Consider the following 17,021-nt stretch of genomic DNA (forward strand, 5'->3'; position numbering starts at 1 on the left):
GAGGCCCGCTCGTGGTGATCGACTCCCGTCCCCGGCAGGCGCTGGTGCGCCGGTTCACCGGCCTGGCGCGGTCGACCCCTGGGCGGCTGAGCCTGATCGTCGTGGTGCTGGTCGTGGCGAGCCTGGCGAGCGGCTGGCTGACGACGTGGAGCGTGAACCGCCAGGAGCGGGCGCTGGAGGACCTGGCGACACGGTCGGAGCCCCTGGCGCACGCGGCACAGGAGGTCTACCGGGCGTTGCAGGACGCGGACGCGACGGCGGCCAGCGCGTTCCTCTCCGGCGGGCTGGAGCCCTCCCAGCTGCGCGAACGCTACGAGGCGGACATCGCGCAGGCCCAGGCGGCGCTGTCGGTCGCGACGGCCTCCTCCCCCGATCTCACGGCGACGCTCGCGGCGCAGCTGCCGGTCTACACGGGCCTGATCGAGACGGCGCGTTCGAACAACCGGCAGGGTTTCCCGGTGGGAGCGGCCTATCTGCGTGAGGCGTCGGGGCTGATGCGCACGCAGCTGCTGCCGGCGGCGCGGGAGCTGTACCGGGCGGAGACCGACCGGGTGGCCCGCGCGCAGGACGAGGCGAACTTCCCGGTCGTGCCGGTGCTGGTGGCGCTGGCGTTCGTGATCGGGCTGGTGCTGATCCAGCGGTACCTGACCCGCCGGACGAACCGGCTGCTCAACGTCGGGCTGCTGGTGGCGACCGGGGCGGCCACGCTGTCGTTGCTGTGGGTGACGACGGTGTCGGTGCTGGTCATGAACGACGTGGCGGACTCACGCGACGCCTCGGAGAAGGTCGACGTGCTCGCGCAGGCGCGGATCGCGACGCTGACCGCCCGCGGCGAGGAGACGCTGACGCTGGTCGCGCGGGGTTCGGGCCAGTCCTACGAGAAGAACTTCGTCGAGGTCGCCGAACGCCTCGAAGGCCTGCTGGAGCGCGCCAAGGCGCTGGAGAGCACCGAGGCCGCCGATCAGGCGATGCGGGAGTTCCGGCAGTGGCAGCAGGTCCACCAGCGCATCCGTGAGGCCGACGACGCGGGGCAGTACAACGACGCGGTGGCGCTGATCGGCAACCCGTACTTCGACTCGCTGGATCAGGCGCTGGTGCGGGGGATCGGGCAGGCGCGGCAGGAGTTCAGCGACGAGGTGGCGGTGGCGCGGGCGTCGCTGGCGGGCACCGCGGTCGGGATGCTGGTGCTCGCGCTGATCAGCGCGGCGGGATCGACGATGGGGCTGTGGCAGCGCCTGAAGGAGTACCGATGAGGCGACTGGCGCTGGCGGCGGTGCTGCTGCTCGGTGCGTGTTCGGCGGGACCGGCGCCCAGCGAGGTGGTGCCGCGCAGTGCCGCGGCCCCGCAGCCGGCGAACGCGAGCACGGTGTCCGCGGCGCCCAGCAGTTCGGCGGCGCCGCCGGCGTGTGACGCGACGGCGAGCCTGCGGCCGGGCCCGTTGCCCCAGGCCGGTCAGATGCCCGCGGGATCGACGATGGCGACGATCGCGCAGCGCGGCCGGTTGATCGCCGGGGTGGACCAGAACTCGTACCTGATGGGGTTCCGCAACTCCTTCACCGGCGAGATCGAGGGCTTCGACGTCGACGTGGCCCGGCAGATCGCGAAGGCGATCTTCGGCGACGAGAAGAAGGTGCAGTTCAGGGTCGTGACGGCGGCCGAGCGGATCCCGATGCTGCAGAGCGGCGCGGTCGACGTCGTGGTCCGCACGATGACGATCACGTGCGAGCGGCTGCGGGACGTGGACTTCTCGCAGGTCTACTACCAGGCCGGGCAGCGGGTGCTGGTGCGCCGCAACTCCGGGATCGCCGGGGTGGAGGGGCTCGCGGACAAGCGGGTGTGCGTGGCGTCGGGGTCGACGTCGCTGGGCAACGTGGTGAACCGGGCGAAGACGACGGTGAGCGTGCCGAACTGGACGGACTGCCTGGTGATGCTGCAGCAGGGGCAGACCGACGCGATCTCGACCGACGACACGATCCTGGCGGGACTGGCGGCGCAGGACCCGTACACCGAGGTCGTGGGGGCGCGGTTCACCGACGAGTCCTACGGCGTCGGGGTGCCCAAGGGCCAGGAGGACCTGGTCCGGTTCGTCAACGGCGTGCTGGAACGGATGCGCGCCGACGGCACGTGGAGCGCGATCTACGGGCGGTGGCTGACACCGCTGGGCCCGGCACCCACGCCGCCGGTCGCGCGTTATCGGGACTAGGAGGGGGTCCGCCGATGAATGAAGAGCTCGATCTGCCCGGGACCGGGCCGTCGACGGCGCCGGGCACGGCACCCTGGTCGGTGTCACAGGAGATGTCGCGGTCGAACTCGGGCCGCACGCGCCGCGGCAGTGCCCGGTCGATGAGCCGCGGCCGGCTGGGTGCCGGGCTGGTCGAGGTGCCGCGGGTGCCCTACCGGGATCCGAAGACCGCGGTGCTGGAGAACCCGGAGGTCCCGGAGGCCAAGCGGTTCTGCTCGAAGTGCGGCAAGAAGGTCGGGCGGCGCAAGGACGGCAAACCGGGCCGGGTGGAGGGGTTCTGCCCGCAGTGCGGGCACGCCTACTCGTTCACGCCGAAGCTCGCGCCGGGCGAGGTGCTGCACGACCAGTACGAGGTGCTGGGCTGCCTGGCGCACGGCGGCCTGGGCTGGCTGTACCTGGCGCTCGACCACGCGGTGAGCGACCGGTGGGTGGTGCTCAAGGGCCTGCTCGACTCCGGTGACGCCGACGCGATGGCGGCGGCGCTCGCGGAACGCCGGTTCCTGGCCGAGGTCGAGCACCCGAACATCGTGAAGATCCACAACTTCATCCGCCACGAGAGCAGCGAGAGCGGCAAGCTCGTCGAGTACATCGTGATGGAGTACGTCGGCGGCGAGTCGATCAAGGACATGATCACGTCGCGGCGCCGCGACGGCCGCGGCGACGAGGCGTTGCCGCTGGCGCAGGCCATCGCGTACGTGCTGGAGATCCTGCCCGCGCTCGGCTACCTGCACGGTGTCGGGTTGTTGTACTGCGACTTCAAGCCGGACAACATGATCCACACCGAGGAGCAGCTCAAGCTGATCGACCTGGGCGCGGTGCGGCGCATCGACGACCACCACTCCCCCATCTACGGCACGATCGGCTACCAGGCGCCGGAGATCGGCACGATCGGCCCGTCGGTGTTCTCCGACATCTACACGGTCGGGCGCGCGCTGGCGGTGATGAGCTTCCCGTTCGACTTCCGCGGCCGCGGCAAGGACCGGCTGCCCACGGTGGCCGAGCAGCCGCTGCTGGGCCGGTTCTCCTCGTTCCACCGGCTGCTGCTGCGCGCCACGAACCCGAACCCGGAGCTGCGGTTCTCCTCGGCGGAGGACATGGCCGAGCAGCTCACGGGCGTGCTGCGCGAGGTGCTGGCGATCGAGGACGGTGTGCCGCGGCCGGGCCCGTCGCGGCAGTTCACGCCGGAACGCCGCCGATTCGGCGTGGAGGGCGCGCTCGACCTCGCCGAGGTGGCGCTGGCGTTGCCGGCGCCGAGCGTGAACACCTCGGACGCGGCCGCGTCGTGGCTGGCCACGGCGACGGCACCGGATCCGGCGGCGCTGCGCAAGGCACCGGAGGTCACGGTGGAGGTGCGGCTGCGGATCGTGCGGGTGCTGATCGAGTCCGGTGACACCGAGGCGGCGATGCGTGAGCTGGAGTCGCTGACGGCGCCGTCGATGTTCGACGAGCCCGAGCTCGACCCGGCGGAGGACTGGCGCCCGGACTGGTACCGGGGCCTGGCGGCACTGGTCGACAACAAGCCCGAGGACGCGCTGCGGTTCTTCGACGCGGTGTGCTCGGCGGTGCCGGGTGAGGCGGCCCCGAAGCTGGCGCTGGGCGTGTGCGCGGAGGCCGTCGGCGATCTGGAGGGCGCGGCGGGCTGGTACGAGCTGGTGTGGCGCACGGATCACTCGTACGTGTCGGCGGCGTTCGGGCTGGCGCGGGTGCTGCTGGCGCGCGGTGACCGAGCCAGGGCCGTCGAGGTGCTGCTGTCGGTGCCGGACACGTCGTCACAACACCTGGCGGCGCAGATCGCGGCGGTCCGCGCGCAGCTCGGCGACTGCGGCGCGGAGGACCTCGTCGCGGCCGGGGAACGGTTGCACGCCTTGGACATCGACGTCCACTCGCACACGCAGCTCTCGGCGGAGGTGCTGGAGGCGGCGTACGACTACGTGACCCGCAATCAGGCCGCCGAGGGCAGGGTGCTGGACTGTGCACTCTCCGAACACGAGCTTCGGCTGGGTCTAGAGGCGCGCTACCGCACGCTGGCCCGGTTCGCGGCCACGGCGGAGGAACGGATCGCATTGGTGGACCGCGCGAACGCGGTAAGGCCTAGGACGTTGGTTTGATGGACACCCTGAAGTGCCCGGAGTGCTTCGCGCCCGTCGCGGCGGAGGACCGGTTCTGCGAGGCGTGCGGACGCAACCTGCTGGTGCGCCGCACGCCGCTGGGCGGACCGACCGGTCCCGCGCAGGCCTCGTGCATCCTGTGCGGGTCGCCCGACATCGACGACGAGGACTACTGCACGCAGTGCGGCCGGCACCAGCCCTCGGCGCGGGACCGGGTCGAGTACACGCTGGGCGCGGTGTCGGGTGTGTCGGACCGGGGCAAGCGGCGGGCGCGCAACGAGGACTCGATGGCGTTCGGCCACGTCGCGGGCAAGGGTGTCGCCGCTGTCGTCTGTGACGGCGTGGCCTCGTCCGAACGCGCGGAGCAGGCCTCGCAGGCCGCCGCCGACGCCGCGGTGGACGTGCTGCTCAACGCGCTGATCGACACCGCGGACGCCGAGCAGGCGATGGTCGACGCGGTCGCGGCGTCGTGCTTCGCGGTGGAGCAGCTGGTGGAGAACGAGCCGATGGAGCCGGGCGCGCGGGGTGTCGCGCCGTCGTGCACGTTCGTGTCCGCGCTGGTCACGGGTTCGTCGGTGACGATCGGCTGGGTCGGTGACTCGCGGGCGTACTGGTTGTCCGCCGAGGGTTCCAAGCAGCTCACGTCCGACGACACGTGGGCGGCTCAGCTGGTCTCCGAGGGCGTGCTGACCGAGGAGCAGGCGCGCACGGACCGCCGCGCGCATGTGCTGTCGCGGTGGATCGGCGCGGACGCCGGGCGGGTCGAGCCGCAGGTCGTGACGCTGAAGCCGACCTCGCCGGGGGTGTTCCTGCTGTGTTCGGACGGGCTGCACAACTACCGGCCCGAGCCCGAGGACCTGCAGCCGCTGCTGCCGTGCGGGCCGGAGGAGTTCGTGAAGGTCGCGCTGGAGGCGGGCGGGCACGACAACATCACCGTGGTGCTGGTGCCGTTCTCGCCGCACGTCGCGGAGTAGTCACGGCGTGAGCGGTGCCCGGCCTGAGCAGGCCGGGCACCGGTGGGGCTCAGGCGGCGTCCACGAACCAGAGCGTAAACGGATGGTCGTCCTGGCAGAGGTAGATCTGCATCTGGACGAAGTCGCTCGAGTCGCCCTTGGCGTCAAGGCATGTGGTGTCGCCGCTGACCTTGCTGTAGAAGAACTTCGGCACGGTGTTGGGGCGCGGGGTCGGCGGGACCCAGCGCTGGTTGCTGTTCGTGTTGCACGTGAACTGGACGACCGGGGACCTGAGCGTGCTGTTGTTGGAGACGTTGAGGCACTTGCCGCTGGCCAGGTTCACGACCGAGAGCGTCCCTTTGACGTTCGTGGTGAAGGTCCACTTCTGGATGTTGTTGGTGTTGCACGGCAGCTGCACGACCGGGCTGTCGTTGCCGAACGGGTTGCCGGGGTGCGGCTGGATGCACTTGTTGCTGCCGAAGTTACGAATGCGGAACGGGCCGTCCGCGTTGGCCTGCGGAACAACGACGAGCAACGTGGCCAGCGCGAGCACCGCGCTGACGGCGCCTATGAGCTTGTTTCGGGTTGTCACGGGTTCCCCTCTCTGGAAACTGTCAGGGCTGACCGTGCCGGGCGCTGCTGCGTTGTCACTGCGCCAGCGCTGAAACGACGCGCAACGCTTCGCCTCCGGCGGACGACCCTGTATGCGACGAGGGGGATCGCATGCAGGTGAGGATTCTGGGCCCGGTCGACGTCGTCGTGGACGGGGTGCCGAGACCGGTGCGGGGGTTGCGGCGCAGGGCGGTGCTCGCGCTGCTGGCGTTGCGGGCGGGCGAGATCGTGAGCACGGACCGGCTCGCGGACGTGGTGTGGGCCCGGCAGCGGCCGCCGGCGCCGAACACGGTGCAGACGCACGTGTCGGCGTTGCGTGGGCTGCTGGGTGACCGGGCGGCGATCGAGGTCCGCTCCCCCGGCTACGCGCTGGAGGCGGCGACGGACGTGCGGGAGGCACGGCGGCTGATCGAGTCGGGCCTGCTGGCGCCGGATCCGGCGACGAGCGCGGCGCGGTTGCGGGAGGCGCTGACGTTGTGGCGGGACCGGTCGCTGGCGGACGTGACGGAGCTGCCCGAGCTGGCGCAGGAGGCGCACCGGCTGGACCTGCTGCGGCTCGACGCGGTGGAGGCGTTGACCGAGGCGCGGCTGGCGCTGGGTGAGCACGCGCGGCTGGTGCCCGAGCTCGAGGCGCTGTGCCGGGAGCATCCGTTCCGGGAAGGGCTGCACCGGCAGCTGATGCTGGCGCTGTACGCGGTGGGGCGCCAGGCCGACGCGCTCGCGGTGTTCGAGGGGCTGCGGCGGTCGCTGGACGAGCAGCTGGGGGTCGGGCCGGGGCCGGCGTTGCGGGAGGCGCACGCGGCGTTGCTGCGGCACGACACGCGGCTGCGGCCGGCGGCGGTCAGGGTGGAGCCGAACCGGTTCTGCACGACCGGCGAGGGGGTGCGGGTCGCCTACAACTGCGCGGGGTCGGGTCCGCCGCTGGTGGTACCCGCGGCGTGGATCGCGACGCTGGAGATGGGCTGGCAGGATCCGCACCTGAGAACGTTCTACGCGACGCTGGCGGCCCGGCACCGGGTCATCCGCTACGACGGTCCGGACACGGGCCTGTCCGGACCGTGGCACGGCGAGCTGTCTCTGGAGTCCGAGGTGGAGGTGCTGCGCACGGTCGTGGACGCGCTCGGGCTGCAGCGGGTGGCGTTGCTGGGCGTGTCGAAAGGGGCGCTGGTGGCGCTGGCGTTCGCGGCGTCGTACCCGCAACGGGTGGACCGGCTGGTGCTCTACGGCGGCTACCTCGACGGCACCCGGATCACGACCGCCCAGGCGCGGGAGGCGTTCGTGGCGCTGGTGCGGGAGAACTGGGGCATGGGGTCGAAGCTGCTGGCCGAACTGCTGCTGCCCGACGAGGACGCGGAGGCCAGGGAACGGTTCGCCCGCCTGCAGCGCGCGTCGGCGCCGGCACCGGTGGCGGCGCGGCTGCTGACCGGCTGCTACGAGCTGCGGGTCACCGACATCGTGGACAGGGTGGTCGCGCCCGCGTTGGTGCTGCACCGTCGCGATGATCAGCTGGTGCCCTACTCGCTGGGCCGGGAGCTGGCGACGGTGCTGCCCGACGCGAGGTTCGTGCCGCTGGCGGGACGCAGTCACTTCCCGCACATGGGCGACGCGCGGGCGGTGCTCGACGCGATCGGGTCGTTCCTCGATTTACCGCTGGATAACCGGTCACCGGCAGCCTTGCCGGGGTGAGATTCGTTTCTGTCGCGGCCGTGGCCGCGTTCACGCTGGCCGGCCTGTCCTCCGGGATCGCGCACGCGGAGTCGGCGCCGGGCTGCGGACCGGTGACGCAGATCGGCCGGACCGCCTACATCGACCAGGGCGGTGGTCCGGTGGCGTCGGTGAAGCAGTTCAAGGGATGCGGCAAGAACTGGGCGTACACCTACGTGTGGGACTCGTTCCACAACAAGGGCCACCAGTACTACGTGACGGCGGGCATCATCGCCGGCGGCGGTTCGAAGGGGCATGTCAAGGGCACCAACCGCGACCGCGAGGTGTGGTCGACGGGCACCGCCACGTTGTCGGTGTGCACGTACGCGCAGGGATCGCTCGTGGACAACCCGGAGCACGCCTACACGGCGAACACGGACACGCGCTGCTGAAATGAGCTTGGGCAGGGTGGTGATCTGATCGCGGTGGCGGTGGTGGTGGTCACCATCGTCGCCCTCTAGTTTCCCTTCCATGGGTAGGCCGGTGTTGGTCGCGGTGGCGGTGCTTGTCACCATCGTCGCCGTGGTCTTCGCCTTTCAGCGCAAGCTGGTCTACTTTCCCTCCCCTGGTCCGTTGCCGTCCGCCGAGGAGGTTCTGCCCGGTGGGCGGGACGTGCGCCTGGTGACGGCGGACGGTCTGCTGCTGGGCGGGTGGCACTTCGAGCTGCCGGACGCGCCCGCGACGGTGATCGTGTTCCCCGGCAACGGCGGCAACCGGCTGGGCCGGGTGCCGCTGGCGCGTGAGCTGACCTCACGAGGTCTGTCGGTGTTGTTGTTCGACTACCGCGGCTACGGCGACAACCCCGGCAAGCCGTCGGAGGAGGGGCTGACCTTCGACGCGCGGGCGGCACTGGACCTGATCGACGGGCCGGTGATCTACTTCGGCGAGTCGCTGGGCGCGGCGGTGGCGGTCGAACTGGCGTCCTATCGCGTGCCGGTGGGGCTCGTGCTGCGCTCGCCGTTCACCTCGCTCGCCGCGGTCGGGTCGCACCACTATCCGTGGCTGCCGGTGAGGATGTTGTTGCAGGACAAGTACCCGGTGGTCGAGCGGGTGTCCGCTGTGGACGTGCCGGCGGTGGTGGTGCTGGGAACGGCGGACTCGGTGGTGCCGCCCGCGCAGAGCCGTGAGGTGGCGGCAGCGGCGCGGGCGAGGCTGGTCGAGGTCGGCGGCGCGGACCACAACGACGAGGCGCTGCTGGCGGGCCCGCAGGTGATCGACGCGGTGCTGTCAGTCCGTTGATCTCGGGGCGCCGGCGGTGCCGAACGGGTTGTCGATCACGTACCGCCACCGGCCGTCCTCGCCCCGGCGAGCGACGTCGGTGGCGGTGCCTGTCACGTCCCCGATGGTCCAGTCGACGATCAGCAACGCGATGCCGTCGTGTTCGTAGACGTGCCGCGGCCGGACGTCGACGGGCAGGCCGAGATCGAGAAACCGCTGGTTGGCGGCCTGCCTGGCGGCCGCGGTGACGGTCTGGCCCGGTTGCGGGACGAACAGGCCGCCGGGTTCGTAGACGGCGTCGACGGCGTGTGCGTCGCGGGAGTTGAACGCGCGGGCGAACTCGTGGGCCACACTGGCGGGATGCATGCCGACAGCGTTTCCCACGCCGGAGTGGGTCACCAAACGGTGACCTGGGACCGGCCGGTCGCGGACTGCCCGGTGGAGGTGGCGCTGGCGGCGATCAGCGGCCGGTGGGCGACGCTGGTGCTGCGCGACCTGATGCACGGGCCGCGGTCGTTCTCGGCGTTGCGCGCGGGGCTGCCGTCGTTGAGCGCGAAGGTGCTGACCGAGCGGCTGGACTCGCTGGTGGCGCAGGGGCTGGTGGTGTGCTCCCGCTCCGCCGGATTCCCCGTGCGGACGTCCTATGCGCTGACGGACAAGGGCGTGTTGCTGCGGCCGTTGCTGGAGCAGCTGTTCCGCACGGGCGAGGCACTACTGGACGCACCTCACAACGGCACCGCGTCCAACGCCTTGTAGATGCGCTTGTCGCTGACCGTGTACCGGGTCTTGATGGTCTGCGCGAAGTAGGACAGCCGCAGTTCCTCGATCATCCAGCGGATCTCGTCGAGTTCGGGCGAGGGCTCGTCGGCCGGGGTCTGCGCGCGCAGCTCGCGGTATTCGGCGTGGACCTGGTGAACCTGCCCCGTCCAGTCGAGGTCGCGGCGCGGGTTCTCGGGCAGTTTCTCGATGCGCCGCGCGATGCCTTTGAGGTAGCGCACGAGGTCGGGCAGCCGGTCGTAGCCGGTGTGGGTGACGAATCCCTTGTACACCAGCGAGTTGAGGTGTGCGCGGATGTCGTTGGCCGAGTCCGGGGCGCCTTTGAGGCCGGTCAGTGCCAGTTCGGCCTCGTGGGCGGCTTCGAGGACCTTGCGGACCTCCTGCACGACGACCCAGGTGGTGTCGTTCAGCGCGGCCTGGACCTTTTTGAGCTGCGCGGCGTAGGACTTCGCGTCCCAGGCCGGTTCGCCCATGAGCCGGTCGACGGCGGCCATGATGCAGTCCGACAGCAGCGCGGCGACGCCGCCGTGGGGGTTGCGGGTGAGCGCGAGTTTGGCGGCGTTGTCGAGGTGGCGCTGCAGGTGCTTGACGGGCGAGTTGATGCCGAGCAGCAGGAGCCTGCGCACGCCGCGGCGGTGAGCGTAGGCCTGCCGGCCGGGCGTGTCGAGGACCTTGATCGCGACGCTCTCACCCTGGTCGAGCAGTGACGGGTAGGCGGTGACGGTGATGCCGGACTGCCGTTGCTCGATGGTCTTGGGCAGGGCGTCGAAGTCCCAGGTTGTGAGCCCGGCGCGTTCGAGGTGCCCGGCGGCCTGGCTGAGCGATTCGCGGACCTCGTCGCGCAGCTTCTCCTTGAGCACCGCGATGTCCTTGCCCTCGGCGAGGGTGCGGTTGTGCTCGTCGACGACCTGGAAGGTGAGCTTGAGGTGGTCGGGGACGGCGTCGAACTGCCAGTCCTCGCGGCGCACGGTGACACCGGTGAGTGCTTTGAGTTCGCGTTCGACGCCGCTGAGCAGGCTGGACTCGCTGGGTTTGATACGCGCGAGAACGGCGGTGGCGACGTCGGGGACGGGCACGAAGTTACGGCGGATCTGCTTGGGCAGCGAGCGGATGAGCGCGACGACGAGGTCGTGGCGCAGGCCGGGGATCTGCCAGGAGAACGCGTCGTCGTCCAGCGCGGTGAGCGCGGGCAGCGGGAGTTGGACGGTGACGCCGTCGTTCTTCGTGCCGGGCTCGAAGTGGTAGCTCAGCGGCAGCGTGAGCTCACCCTGGCGCCACTGGTCGGGATAGGCGTCGGGGGTGACGTCGGCGCGGTCGTTGACCAGCATGTCCTTGGTGAAGGTGAGCTGGTTCTTGTCCTTCTGCTTCTTCCACCACGAGTCGAAGTGCCGCGCCGAGACGACCTCGGTGGCGACGCGTTTGTCGTAGAACTCGAACAGCGTCTCCTCGTCCACGACGATGTCACGGCGCCGCGCCCGGTTCTCCAGCTCGCCGACCTCCTCGAGCAACGCGCGGTTGGTGTGGAAGAACCGGTGGTGCGTGGTCCACTCCCCCTGCACGAGCGCGTGCCGGATGAACAGCTCACGCGAGAGTGCGGGGTCGATGCGGCCGTAGCTGACCTTGCGGCCGGCGACGATCGGCACCCCGTAGAGCGTGACCTTCTCCAGCGCGACGACGCTGCCGCGTTTGCTCTCCCAGTGCGGTTCGCTGTACTGGCGTTTGACGACGTGTTCGCCGAGACGCTCAGCCCATTCGGGTTCGATCTTGGCGGCGATGCGGCCCCACAGGCGGCTGGTCTCGACCAGTTCGGCGGCCATCACCCACTGCGGTGGTTTCTTCGCGAGCGCGGAGCCGGGGAAGATCGCGAACTTGGCGTTGCGGGCGCCGAGGAACTCGGTGAGGGGACGGCGTTTCTCGTTCGGCGCCTGCTTCTTGAGGACATCCTTGACGCCGATGTGGCTGAGCAGCCCGGACAGCAGCGCGATGTGGATGTTGCGCGGGTCGCCGGGCTGCTCGTTCGGGTGCAGGCCGATCTGCTTGGCGACCTGACGCAGCTGCAGGTAGATGTCCTGCCACTCACGCACGCGCAGGTAGTTGAGGAACTCGGCCTTGCAGCGCTTGCGGAACTGGTTGCCGCTCAGTTCCTTCTGCTGTTCTTTGAGGTACTGCCACAGGTTGAGGAACGTGACGAAGTCGGATTCGGAGTCCACGAACCTGGCGTGCTGCTGCGTCGCGGCTTCCTGCTGGTCGGCGGGGCGTTCGCGGGGGTCCTGGATAGACAGTGCCGCGGCGATGATCATGACCTCTTGGAGGCAGCCGGTGGTGTCGGCTTCGAGGACCATGCGGCCCAGCCGCGGGTCGACCGGGAGCGCGGCGAGTTTGCGGCCGGTCGCGGTGAGCTTCTTCTCGGCGGCGTTGATCGCGCCGAGCTCCTGCAGCAGGCCGATGCCGTCGTTGATGTTGCGGGAGTCGGGCGGGTCGATGAACGGGAACTTCGCGACGTCGCCCAGGCCGATGTTGGTCATCTGCAGGATGACGCTGGCGAGGTTGGTGCGCAGGATCTCCGCGTCGGTGAACTCCGGGCGGGCCTCGAAGTCCTCTTCGGAGTACAGGCGGATGCAGATGCCTTCGCTGACGCGGCCGCAGCGGCCCTTGCGCTGGTTCGCGGACGCCTGGCTGATGGGCTCGATCGGCAGGCGCTGGACCTTGAGGCGGTGGCTGTAGCGGGAGATGCGGGCGTTGCCGGGGTCCACGACGTACTTGATGCCCGGCACGGTGAGGCTGGTCTCGGCGACGTTGGTGGCCAGCACGACGCGCCGGCCGGTGTGCCGCTGGAACACCCGATGCTGCTCGCCCACCGAGAGACGCGCGTAGAGCGGAAGGATCTCGGTGTTGCGGAGGTCCTCCTGTTTGAGGGCTTCGGCGGTGTCGCGGATCTCACGTTCGCCCGACAGGAACACCAGGACGTCGCCGGGGCCTTCGGCCTGCAGCTCGCGGACGGCGTTGATGATGCCCTGGGTCTGGTCGTCGTCCTCCTCCAGCGGCCGGTAGCGGGTCTCGACGGGGTAGGTGCGGCCGGAGACCTCGATGACCGGGGCGTCGCCGAAGTGCTGGCTGAAACGCTGCGGGTCGATCGTGGCGGAGGTGATGATGATCTTGAGGTCGGGGCGGCGCGGCAGCAGCTGCTTGAGGTAGCCGAGCAGGAAGTCGACGTTGAGGCTGCGTTCGTGCGCCTCGTCGATGATGATCGTGTCGTAGCGCGACAGGGTGGCGTCGGTCTGGATCTCGGCGAGCAGGATGCCGTCGGTCATGAGCTTGACCAGCGTCTCGTCACCGGACTGGTCGGTGAACCGCACCTTGTAGCCGATCGTGTCACCGAGCTTGGTGCCCAGCTCCTCCGCGACGCGTTCGGCGACGGTGCGCGCGGCGATGCGACGCGGCTGGGTGTGCCCGATCTGGCCGGTGATGCCGCGGCCGAGTTCCAGGCAGATCTTGGGCAGCTGCGTGGTCTTGCCCGACCCGGTCTCGCCGGCGACGATCACGACCTGGTTGTGCTCGATCAGGTCCTTGATGTCGTCCTTGCGCTGACTGACCGGCAGCTCGGCCGGATAGCTGATCTGGGGAACGGACTCCCGGCGCAGCGCGACCTTGAGCGCGGCCTCGTCGATCTGGGCGGCGATCTCCTCGGTGATCTTCTTGCGCGCCAGCGGGTCTTTGACCTTGCGTGCGCTGTCGAGGCGCCTGGCGAGCCGGCGTTGATCACGCGGCATGAGCTCGGGCAGGCGTTTGTGCAGTTCAGCGTGCGGGGTGTCCATTTGGGCTCAAGGATAGACAGGGCGCGCGGGTTCGCTCGCGTCAATAACCGTCAGACCCCGCCGCCGGCACGTGAGATCGCCTACTCCGCGATGCCGTGCCGCCGCCGGGGCCGGTGGCCGGACGCGGCATTCCACAGCTGCCGGAGTTGCCCGGAAAAAGCCGCTGGGCAGCTTTCCCGGTGCTCCGTCCGGCGGGTGCCGCGAATTGTCAGACCCCTTCGATAACGTCACGGGTATGGATCTCGACGTCTTCTGGGCACTGCTCGACCAGTCGGCTTCTGCCTCCTCTGACCAGCACGAACGCCGCGTGTGGCTGACGTCGAGGCTGGCTTTGCTGCCGCCGGGCGACATTTGCGGTTTCGAGACTTTGCTGAGCGCTTCACGCGGTCGCGTGAACACGTTCTTACACTGGCACGCGGCTTATGTCGTGTGTGATGGATTGTGTTCCGCCGACCGTTTCTTCGAGTTCCAGTCGTGGGTGATCGGGCTGGGCCACGAGGTGCTGGCCTCGGTGGCGGCCTCACCGGACGCGCTGGCCGGCGTGCCGGCGGTGCGGACGCTGCTGGCGGTCGGGGCGCAGTCGTGGCCGGACGCGGCGTGGCCGTTGTGGGAGGGGCTGTCCGGGGTGGCGCGTGAGGCGTTCTTCCTGGCGACGGGGCGGTCGCTGGACAACGCGCTGGCGATCCTGGGCCACGTGCCGGTGACGGACGCGGGGCCGTTCACCGGTGAGGTGTGGGATCTGGACTCGCCGGTGGAGGCGGCGGTGCGGCTGCCCCGGTTGTGGGAGCTGTCCGGTGGGCTGGAGGAGGCGGCGTGACCCAGCCGGTCCGCAGCGCCCGGATGAACAGGAAGACCGGGTGTTGAGCACCTCGGCGATCCTCGGCGTGAGCACGTGGTGGGCACGTGGTGGGAACCATGCCGGGTGGATGCATGCCTGGTGGGTGCAGGTCGGCGTCCTCGACGCGGGCACGGTCGCCGGGCCGTTGCCGGCGAGGCGTCGCCCACGGTCCGGGGCCTGGCACGTTCGGCCGGGGTCGTGCCCGATCGGCACCGCCGCCCGATCGGCACCGCCGCCCGATCGGCACCGCCGCCCCGATCGGCACCGCCGAGCGTCGGTCGGCACCGCCGACCCTCGCGGCGCGACGGCTCTCGCCGCCCGAAGGCCCATCCGCCCGGCATCGTGCGGCCTCTGACCTGCACTGATGTCGAGGCTTCAAAAATTGTCAGACCCTCTCGCTAGCGTTCTCGGCATGGACCTGAACGCGTTCTGGGGCCTGGCGGAGTCGTCCGGCGTGGCGGCTTCCGATCAGGACGGCCGGCTGGAGTGGCGCACCGCCGCCCTGGCCGCGGTGCGCGCGATGGCTCCGGTGGATGAGTCGTGGGATCGCGGTGGCTCCGGCGGGGGTCACCGCGCGGGTTCCGCGGACGAGCGCGTTGTTCGGGAAGGTGGCGTGATGGCCGTGCCCGTGGCTGTTCCGGTCGACGTGGTGGTGTGGCGGGCTCCTGGTCCGGCGTCCTTCCCGGAGGCGGCGGCCCGCTATGCGGAGTTGCGGTCCTCGCCGTTGGGGGCGTTCGAGCCGGCGGTGGCGGCGTTCGTGCGGGAGTTACGGCGCACGTCACCGGATCCCGCGTCGCCGGTGTCGTGGGACGAGGCGCTGACGGTGGGGGTGGACGCGGTGATCGTGCACGTGGTGTGGCCGGGGCAGCGTCAGGTGCTGGATCTAGTGGCGTTGCTGGCGTCGCGGCACGGGCTGGTGTGTTTCGAGCCGGCCCGCCAGGCCGCGATGTCCTGACGCAGCAAGGTTTTCGTGTCCTCCGGCGCGAAGGACGCGTCGACGGCGTTGGTGGCGATGCGGGCGAGGGCGTCGTCGCCGAAGCCGAGGTGTTCGCGCAGCAGGCGGTACTCGCCGGTGAGCGTGATGCCGGTGGAGGCGGGGATGTCGGTGCTGAGCGTGACGGTCAGCCCGGCGTTGATGAGCAGTGGCAGCGGATGAGAGGAGAGAGATTCGACCAGTCCCAGCGCGACGTTCGACGACGGGCAGACTTCGAGCGGTATGGCACGGTCCCGCAGCAGCGCGACGACTTCCGGATCGTCGAGCGCCCGGAACCCGTGCCCGATCCGGTCGGCGAGCCCGACGGTCACGGCTTCGGCGACACTCGGCGCTCCGCAGCACTCCCCGGCGTGGTGCACGAGTCCGACCCCGGCGTCTCGCGCGGCGCGGAACACGCCGGCGAACGGGGTGAGCGGGTAGTCCTCCGCTCCGGCCGTCCCGATCGCCACGACCTGTGGGTGTGCCGTCGCGAGCCGCAGTGAGTCGCGCAGTCGCGCTACCGATCGCTTCCTGGGGTGGTCCACGATCACACGGCATTCGATGCCGTGGGCGGCCTGTCCTGCGGCGAGCCCGGACAACACCGCCTCGAGCGGCATGTCCGGATCACCGAGTCGTTCTCCGTGCGCTGCCGCGGTGAACGTGACCTCGGCGTACCGGGTCCCCTGCGCTGCTTCCTCGGCGCAGAACTCGTACGCGATCCGGTGGAAGTCCTCGGCTCGCCGCAGGCAGTCCCGCACTGCCCCGTTGTGGGCGGCGAACTGCGCGAAGCCGTCGAACGCCCCGGCCTGCACGGCGGGAACGTCGACGCCGTGGTGCTCGGCGAGTTCCGCGAGGGTGTCCGCGCGCACGGTGCTTTCGAGGTGCACGTGCAGGTGGGCTTTGGGCAACGTCGCGAGGTCACGCATGTGGCGCGACGCTACCCAAGGCCCGTCAGCGGGCGCCCGGCATTTTCGCGGGCGTCATCTGGCCGGGCGCCATCCGGCGAGGAACGTCACCGCGCCGGCAGTCGGTGCGCGGGGCCGGTGATGGCCGCCGTCGCGCGCACCAGGGGTGCGGTGTGCGCCGTCGCGCGCACCAGGGTGTGATGGCCGCCGCCGCGCGCACCAGGGGTGCGGTGTGCGCGGCCGAGGATGCCGGGGCTTGTTTGTGCTGGCCACCTTCCGGGGTGACTGCCAGAGCGATCCCGTGACGACGCGCTGAAAACGTCAGGCCGTGAAGAAGAGGGACCGCCCATCTGGGTTGACCGAGTTGACGGGCTTACCTCCCCTGGCGAATTGCGTGCGCCGAGCCCGCGCGTGCGCCGAGCCCGCGCAACCGGTGATCACCGGGCGCGCGCGGGTATTCGGCGCGACATCGGGCGGGTGCCGCCACTAGGTTCCGGTGCCATGCCTGATGTTGTGCAGACGCGCCACGGCGCGACGGTGCTGATGTGCGCCGAGGAAGGTCCCCGCATCACCGACGAGCAGTCCGCCGTGGACCTGATCGGCACCTTGTGGGGTCAGGACGTGCGGTGGCTGGTGTTGCCGGTGGCGCGGTTGTCCGAGGACTTCCTGGTGCTGCGCACGCGGGTGGCGGGTGCGGTGGTGCAGAAGTTCCAGCAGTACGGGTTCGCGGTCGCGGTGGTCGGGGACATCACGGAGCAGGTCGCGGCGAGCACGGCGCTGCGGGACTTCGTGTACGAGTCGAACCGGGGCCGGCAGCTGTGGTTCGTCGCGGACGAGGCGGAACTGGACGCACGGCTGAGCGCGGCGGCCTGACCA

Annotated in this window: 15 protein-coding genes; 11 read left to right on the forward strand and 4 right to left on the reverse strand. The window is 70.5% G+C overall.

The genetic code is table 11. The annotated features are described in order from the left end of the window. Positions 1-11: 11 nt before the first annotated feature. The 4 genes from BLR21_RS04195 to BLR21_RS04210 are packed head-to-tail and all read left to right on the forward strand — an operon-like array spanning position 12 to position 5,324. Positions 12-1,253 carry a hypothetical protein gene (locus BLR21_RS04195; protein WP_256334446.1) on the forward strand — a complete coding sequence of 414 codons (1,242 nt, stop codon included), beginning with the start codon at positions 12-14 and terminating at the stop codon, positions 1,251-1,253. Continuing rightward, positions 1,250-2,203, forward strand: a complete 954-nt coding sequence (locus tag BLR21_RS04200; RefSeq protein ID WP_090004245.1) for a glutamate ABC transporter substrate-binding protein — start codon at positions 1,250-1,252, stop codon at positions 2,201-2,203. Before BLR21_RS04195 ends, BLR21_RS04200 begins: the two co-directional genes overlap by 4 nt. 14 nt (positions 2,204-2,217) lie before the next feature. Then, complete coding sequence (locus tag BLR21_RS04205) at positions 2,218-4,350, forward strand: serine/threonine-protein kinase (RefSeq protein WP_090004246.1); 2,133 nt, start codon at positions 2,218-2,220, stop codon at positions 4,348-4,350. Continuing rightward, a complete protein-coding gene (locus BLR21_RS04210) occupies positions 4,350-5,324 on the forward strand; it encodes a PP2C family protein-serine/threonine phosphatase (RefSeq protein ID WP_090004247.1) in 975 nt (324 codons plus the stop codon). The genes BLR21_RS04205 and BLR21_RS04210 overlap by 1 nt, the downstream gene beginning before the upstream one ends. Before the next feature lie 49 nt (positions 5,325-5,373). Here the strand turns inward: BLR21_RS04210 and BLR21_RS04215 are convergent, their stop codons facing one another. Continuing rightward, positions 5,374-5,895, reverse strand: a complete 522-nt coding sequence (locus BLR21_RS04215; RefSeq protein WP_176929439.1) for an RICIN domain-containing protein — start codon at positions 5,893-5,895, stop codon at positions 5,374-5,376. Positions 5,896-6,026: 131 nt separating this feature from the next. Here BLR21_RS04215 and BLR21_RS04220 point away from each other — a divergent pair, with 131 nt between their 5' ends. The 3 genes from BLR21_RS04220 (at position 6,027) to BLR21_RS04230 (ending at position 8,858) form a co-directional block, all read left to right on the forward strand. Next, complete coding sequence (locus BLR21_RS04220; protein WP_090004248.1) at positions 6,027-7,601, forward strand: bifunctional AfsR/SARP family transcriptional regulator/alpha/beta hydrolase; 1,575 nt, start codon at positions 6,027-6,029, stop codon at positions 7,599-7,601. Further along, complete coding sequence (locus BLR21_RS04225; protein ID WP_143027593.1) at positions 7,598-8,011, forward strand: hypothetical protein; 414 nt, start codon at positions 7,598-7,600, stop codon at positions 8,009-8,011. Before BLR21_RS04220 ends, BLR21_RS04225 begins: the two co-directional genes overlap by 4 nt. A 79-nt stretch (positions 8,012-8,090) precedes the next feature. Next, positions 8,091-8,858 (forward strand): alpha/beta hydrolase, encoded by a 768-nt coding sequence (locus BLR21_RS04230; protein ID WP_090004250.1) that lies wholly within the window; start codon positions 8,091-8,093, stop codon positions 8,856-8,858. Here the strand turns inward: BLR21_RS04230 and BLR21_RS04235 are convergent. Then, positions 8,847-9,203, reverse strand: coding sequence for a YybH family protein (locus BLR21_RS04235; RefSeq protein WP_090004251.1), 357 nt, complete (start codon positions 9,201-9,203; stop codon positions 8,847-8,849). The genes BLR21_RS04230 and BLR21_RS04235 overlap by 12 nt on opposite strands. A gap of 39 nt (positions 9,204-9,242) precedes the next feature. On the opposite strand from BLR21_RS04235, the gene BLR21_RS04240 reads away from it, so the two are divergent. After that, entirely contained in the window at positions 9,243-9,593 is a 351-nt protein-coding gene (locus BLR21_RS04240; protein ID WP_256334449.1) for a winged helix-turn-helix transcriptional regulator, read from the forward strand. Here the strand turns inward: BLR21_RS04240 and hrpA are convergent. Continuing rightward, entirely contained in the window at positions 9,563-13,429 is a 3,867-nt protein-coding gene (hrpA, locus tag BLR21_RS04245; protein WP_090004253.1) for an ATP-dependent RNA helicase HrpA, read from the reverse strand. The genes BLR21_RS04240 and hrpA overlap by 31 nt on opposite strands. 235 nt (positions 13,430-13,664) lie before the next feature. Here hrpA and BLR21_RS04250 point away from each other — a divergent pair, with 235 nt between their 5' ends. Beyond that, a complete protein-coding gene (locus BLR21_RS04250; protein WP_090004254.1) occupies positions 13,665-14,246 on the forward strand; it encodes a DUF4240 domain-containing protein in 582 nt (193 codons plus the stop codon). Between the two features lie 433 nt (positions 14,247-14,679). After that, the gene (locus BLR21_RS04255) at positions 14,680-15,222 is read left to right on the forward strand and encodes a hypothetical protein (RefSeq protein WP_090004255.1); all 543 of its coding nucleotides are present in this window, start codon (positions 14,680-14,682) and stop codon (positions 15,220-15,222) included. Here the strand turns inward: BLR21_RS04255 and add are convergent. Then, positions 15,138-16,166 carry an adenosine deaminase gene (add, locus tag BLR21_RS04260; RefSeq protein WP_090004256.1) on the reverse strand — a complete coding sequence of 343 codons (1,029 nt, stop codon included), beginning with the start codon at positions 16,164-16,166 and terminating at the stop codon, positions 15,138-15,140. The two genes, BLR21_RS04255 and add, sit on opposite strands and share 85 nt — an antisense overlap. Positions 16,167-16,646: 480 nt before the next feature. On the opposite strand from add, the gene BLR21_RS04265 reads away from it, so the two are divergent. Further along, positions 16,647-17,018, forward strand: a complete 372-nt coding sequence (locus BLR21_RS04265; RefSeq protein WP_090004257.1) for a DUF4180 domain-containing protein — start codon at positions 16,647-16,649, stop codon at positions 17,016-17,018. Positions 17,019-17,021: the final 3 nt, after the last annotated feature.

Source organism: Lentzea albidocapillata subsp. violacea (assembly GCF_900100275.1).
GTDB classification, from domain to species: domain Bacteria; phylum Actinomycetota; class Actinomycetes; order Mycobacteriales; family Pseudonocardiaceae; genus Lentzea; species Lentzea violacea.

Coding starts and splice junctions, on each gene's coding strand:
- BLR21_RS04200 (WP_090004245.1), top strand. CDS start 1,250: ATGAGGCGACTGGCGCTGGCGGCGGTGCTGCTGCTCGGTGCGTGTTCG.
- BLR21_RS04205 (WP_090004246.1), top strand. CDS start 2,218: ATGAATGAAGAGCTCGATCTGCCCGGGACCGGGCCGTCGACGGCGCCG.
- BLR21_RS04210 (WP_090004247.1), top strand. CDS start 4,350: ATGGACACCCTGAAGTGCCCGGAGTGCTTCGCGCCCGTCGCGGCGGAG.
- BLR21_RS04220 (WP_090004248.1), top strand. CDS start 6,027: ATGCAGGTGAGGATTCTGGGCCCGGTCGACGTCGTCGTGGACGGGGTG.
- BLR21_RS04230 (WP_090004250.1), top strand. CDS start 8,091: ATGGGTAGGCCGGTGTTGGTCGCGGTGGCGGTGCTTGTCACCATCGTC.
- BLR21_RS04235 (WP_090004251.1), bottom strand. CDS start 9,203: ATGCATCCCGCCAGTGTGGCCCACGAGTTCGCCCGCGCGTTCAACTCC.
- hrpA (WP_090004253.1), bottom strand. CDS start 13,429: ATGGACACCCCGCACGCTGAACTGCACAAACGCCTGCCCGAGCTCATG.
- BLR21_RS04250 (WP_090004254.1), top strand. CDS start 13,665: ATGGATCTCGACGTCTTCTGGGCACTGCTCGACCAGTCGGCTTCTGCC.
- BLR21_RS04255 (WP_090004255.1), top strand. CDS start 14,680: ATGGACCTGAACGCGTTCTGGGGCCTGGCGGAGTCGTCCGGCGTGGCG.
- add (WP_090004256.1), bottom strand. CDS start 16,166: ATGCGTGACCTCGCGACGTTGCCCAAAGCCCACCTGCACGTGCACCTC.
- BLR21_RS04265 (WP_090004257.1), top strand. CDS start 16,647: ATGCCTGATGTTGTGCAGACGCGCCACGGCGCGACGGTGCTGATGTGC.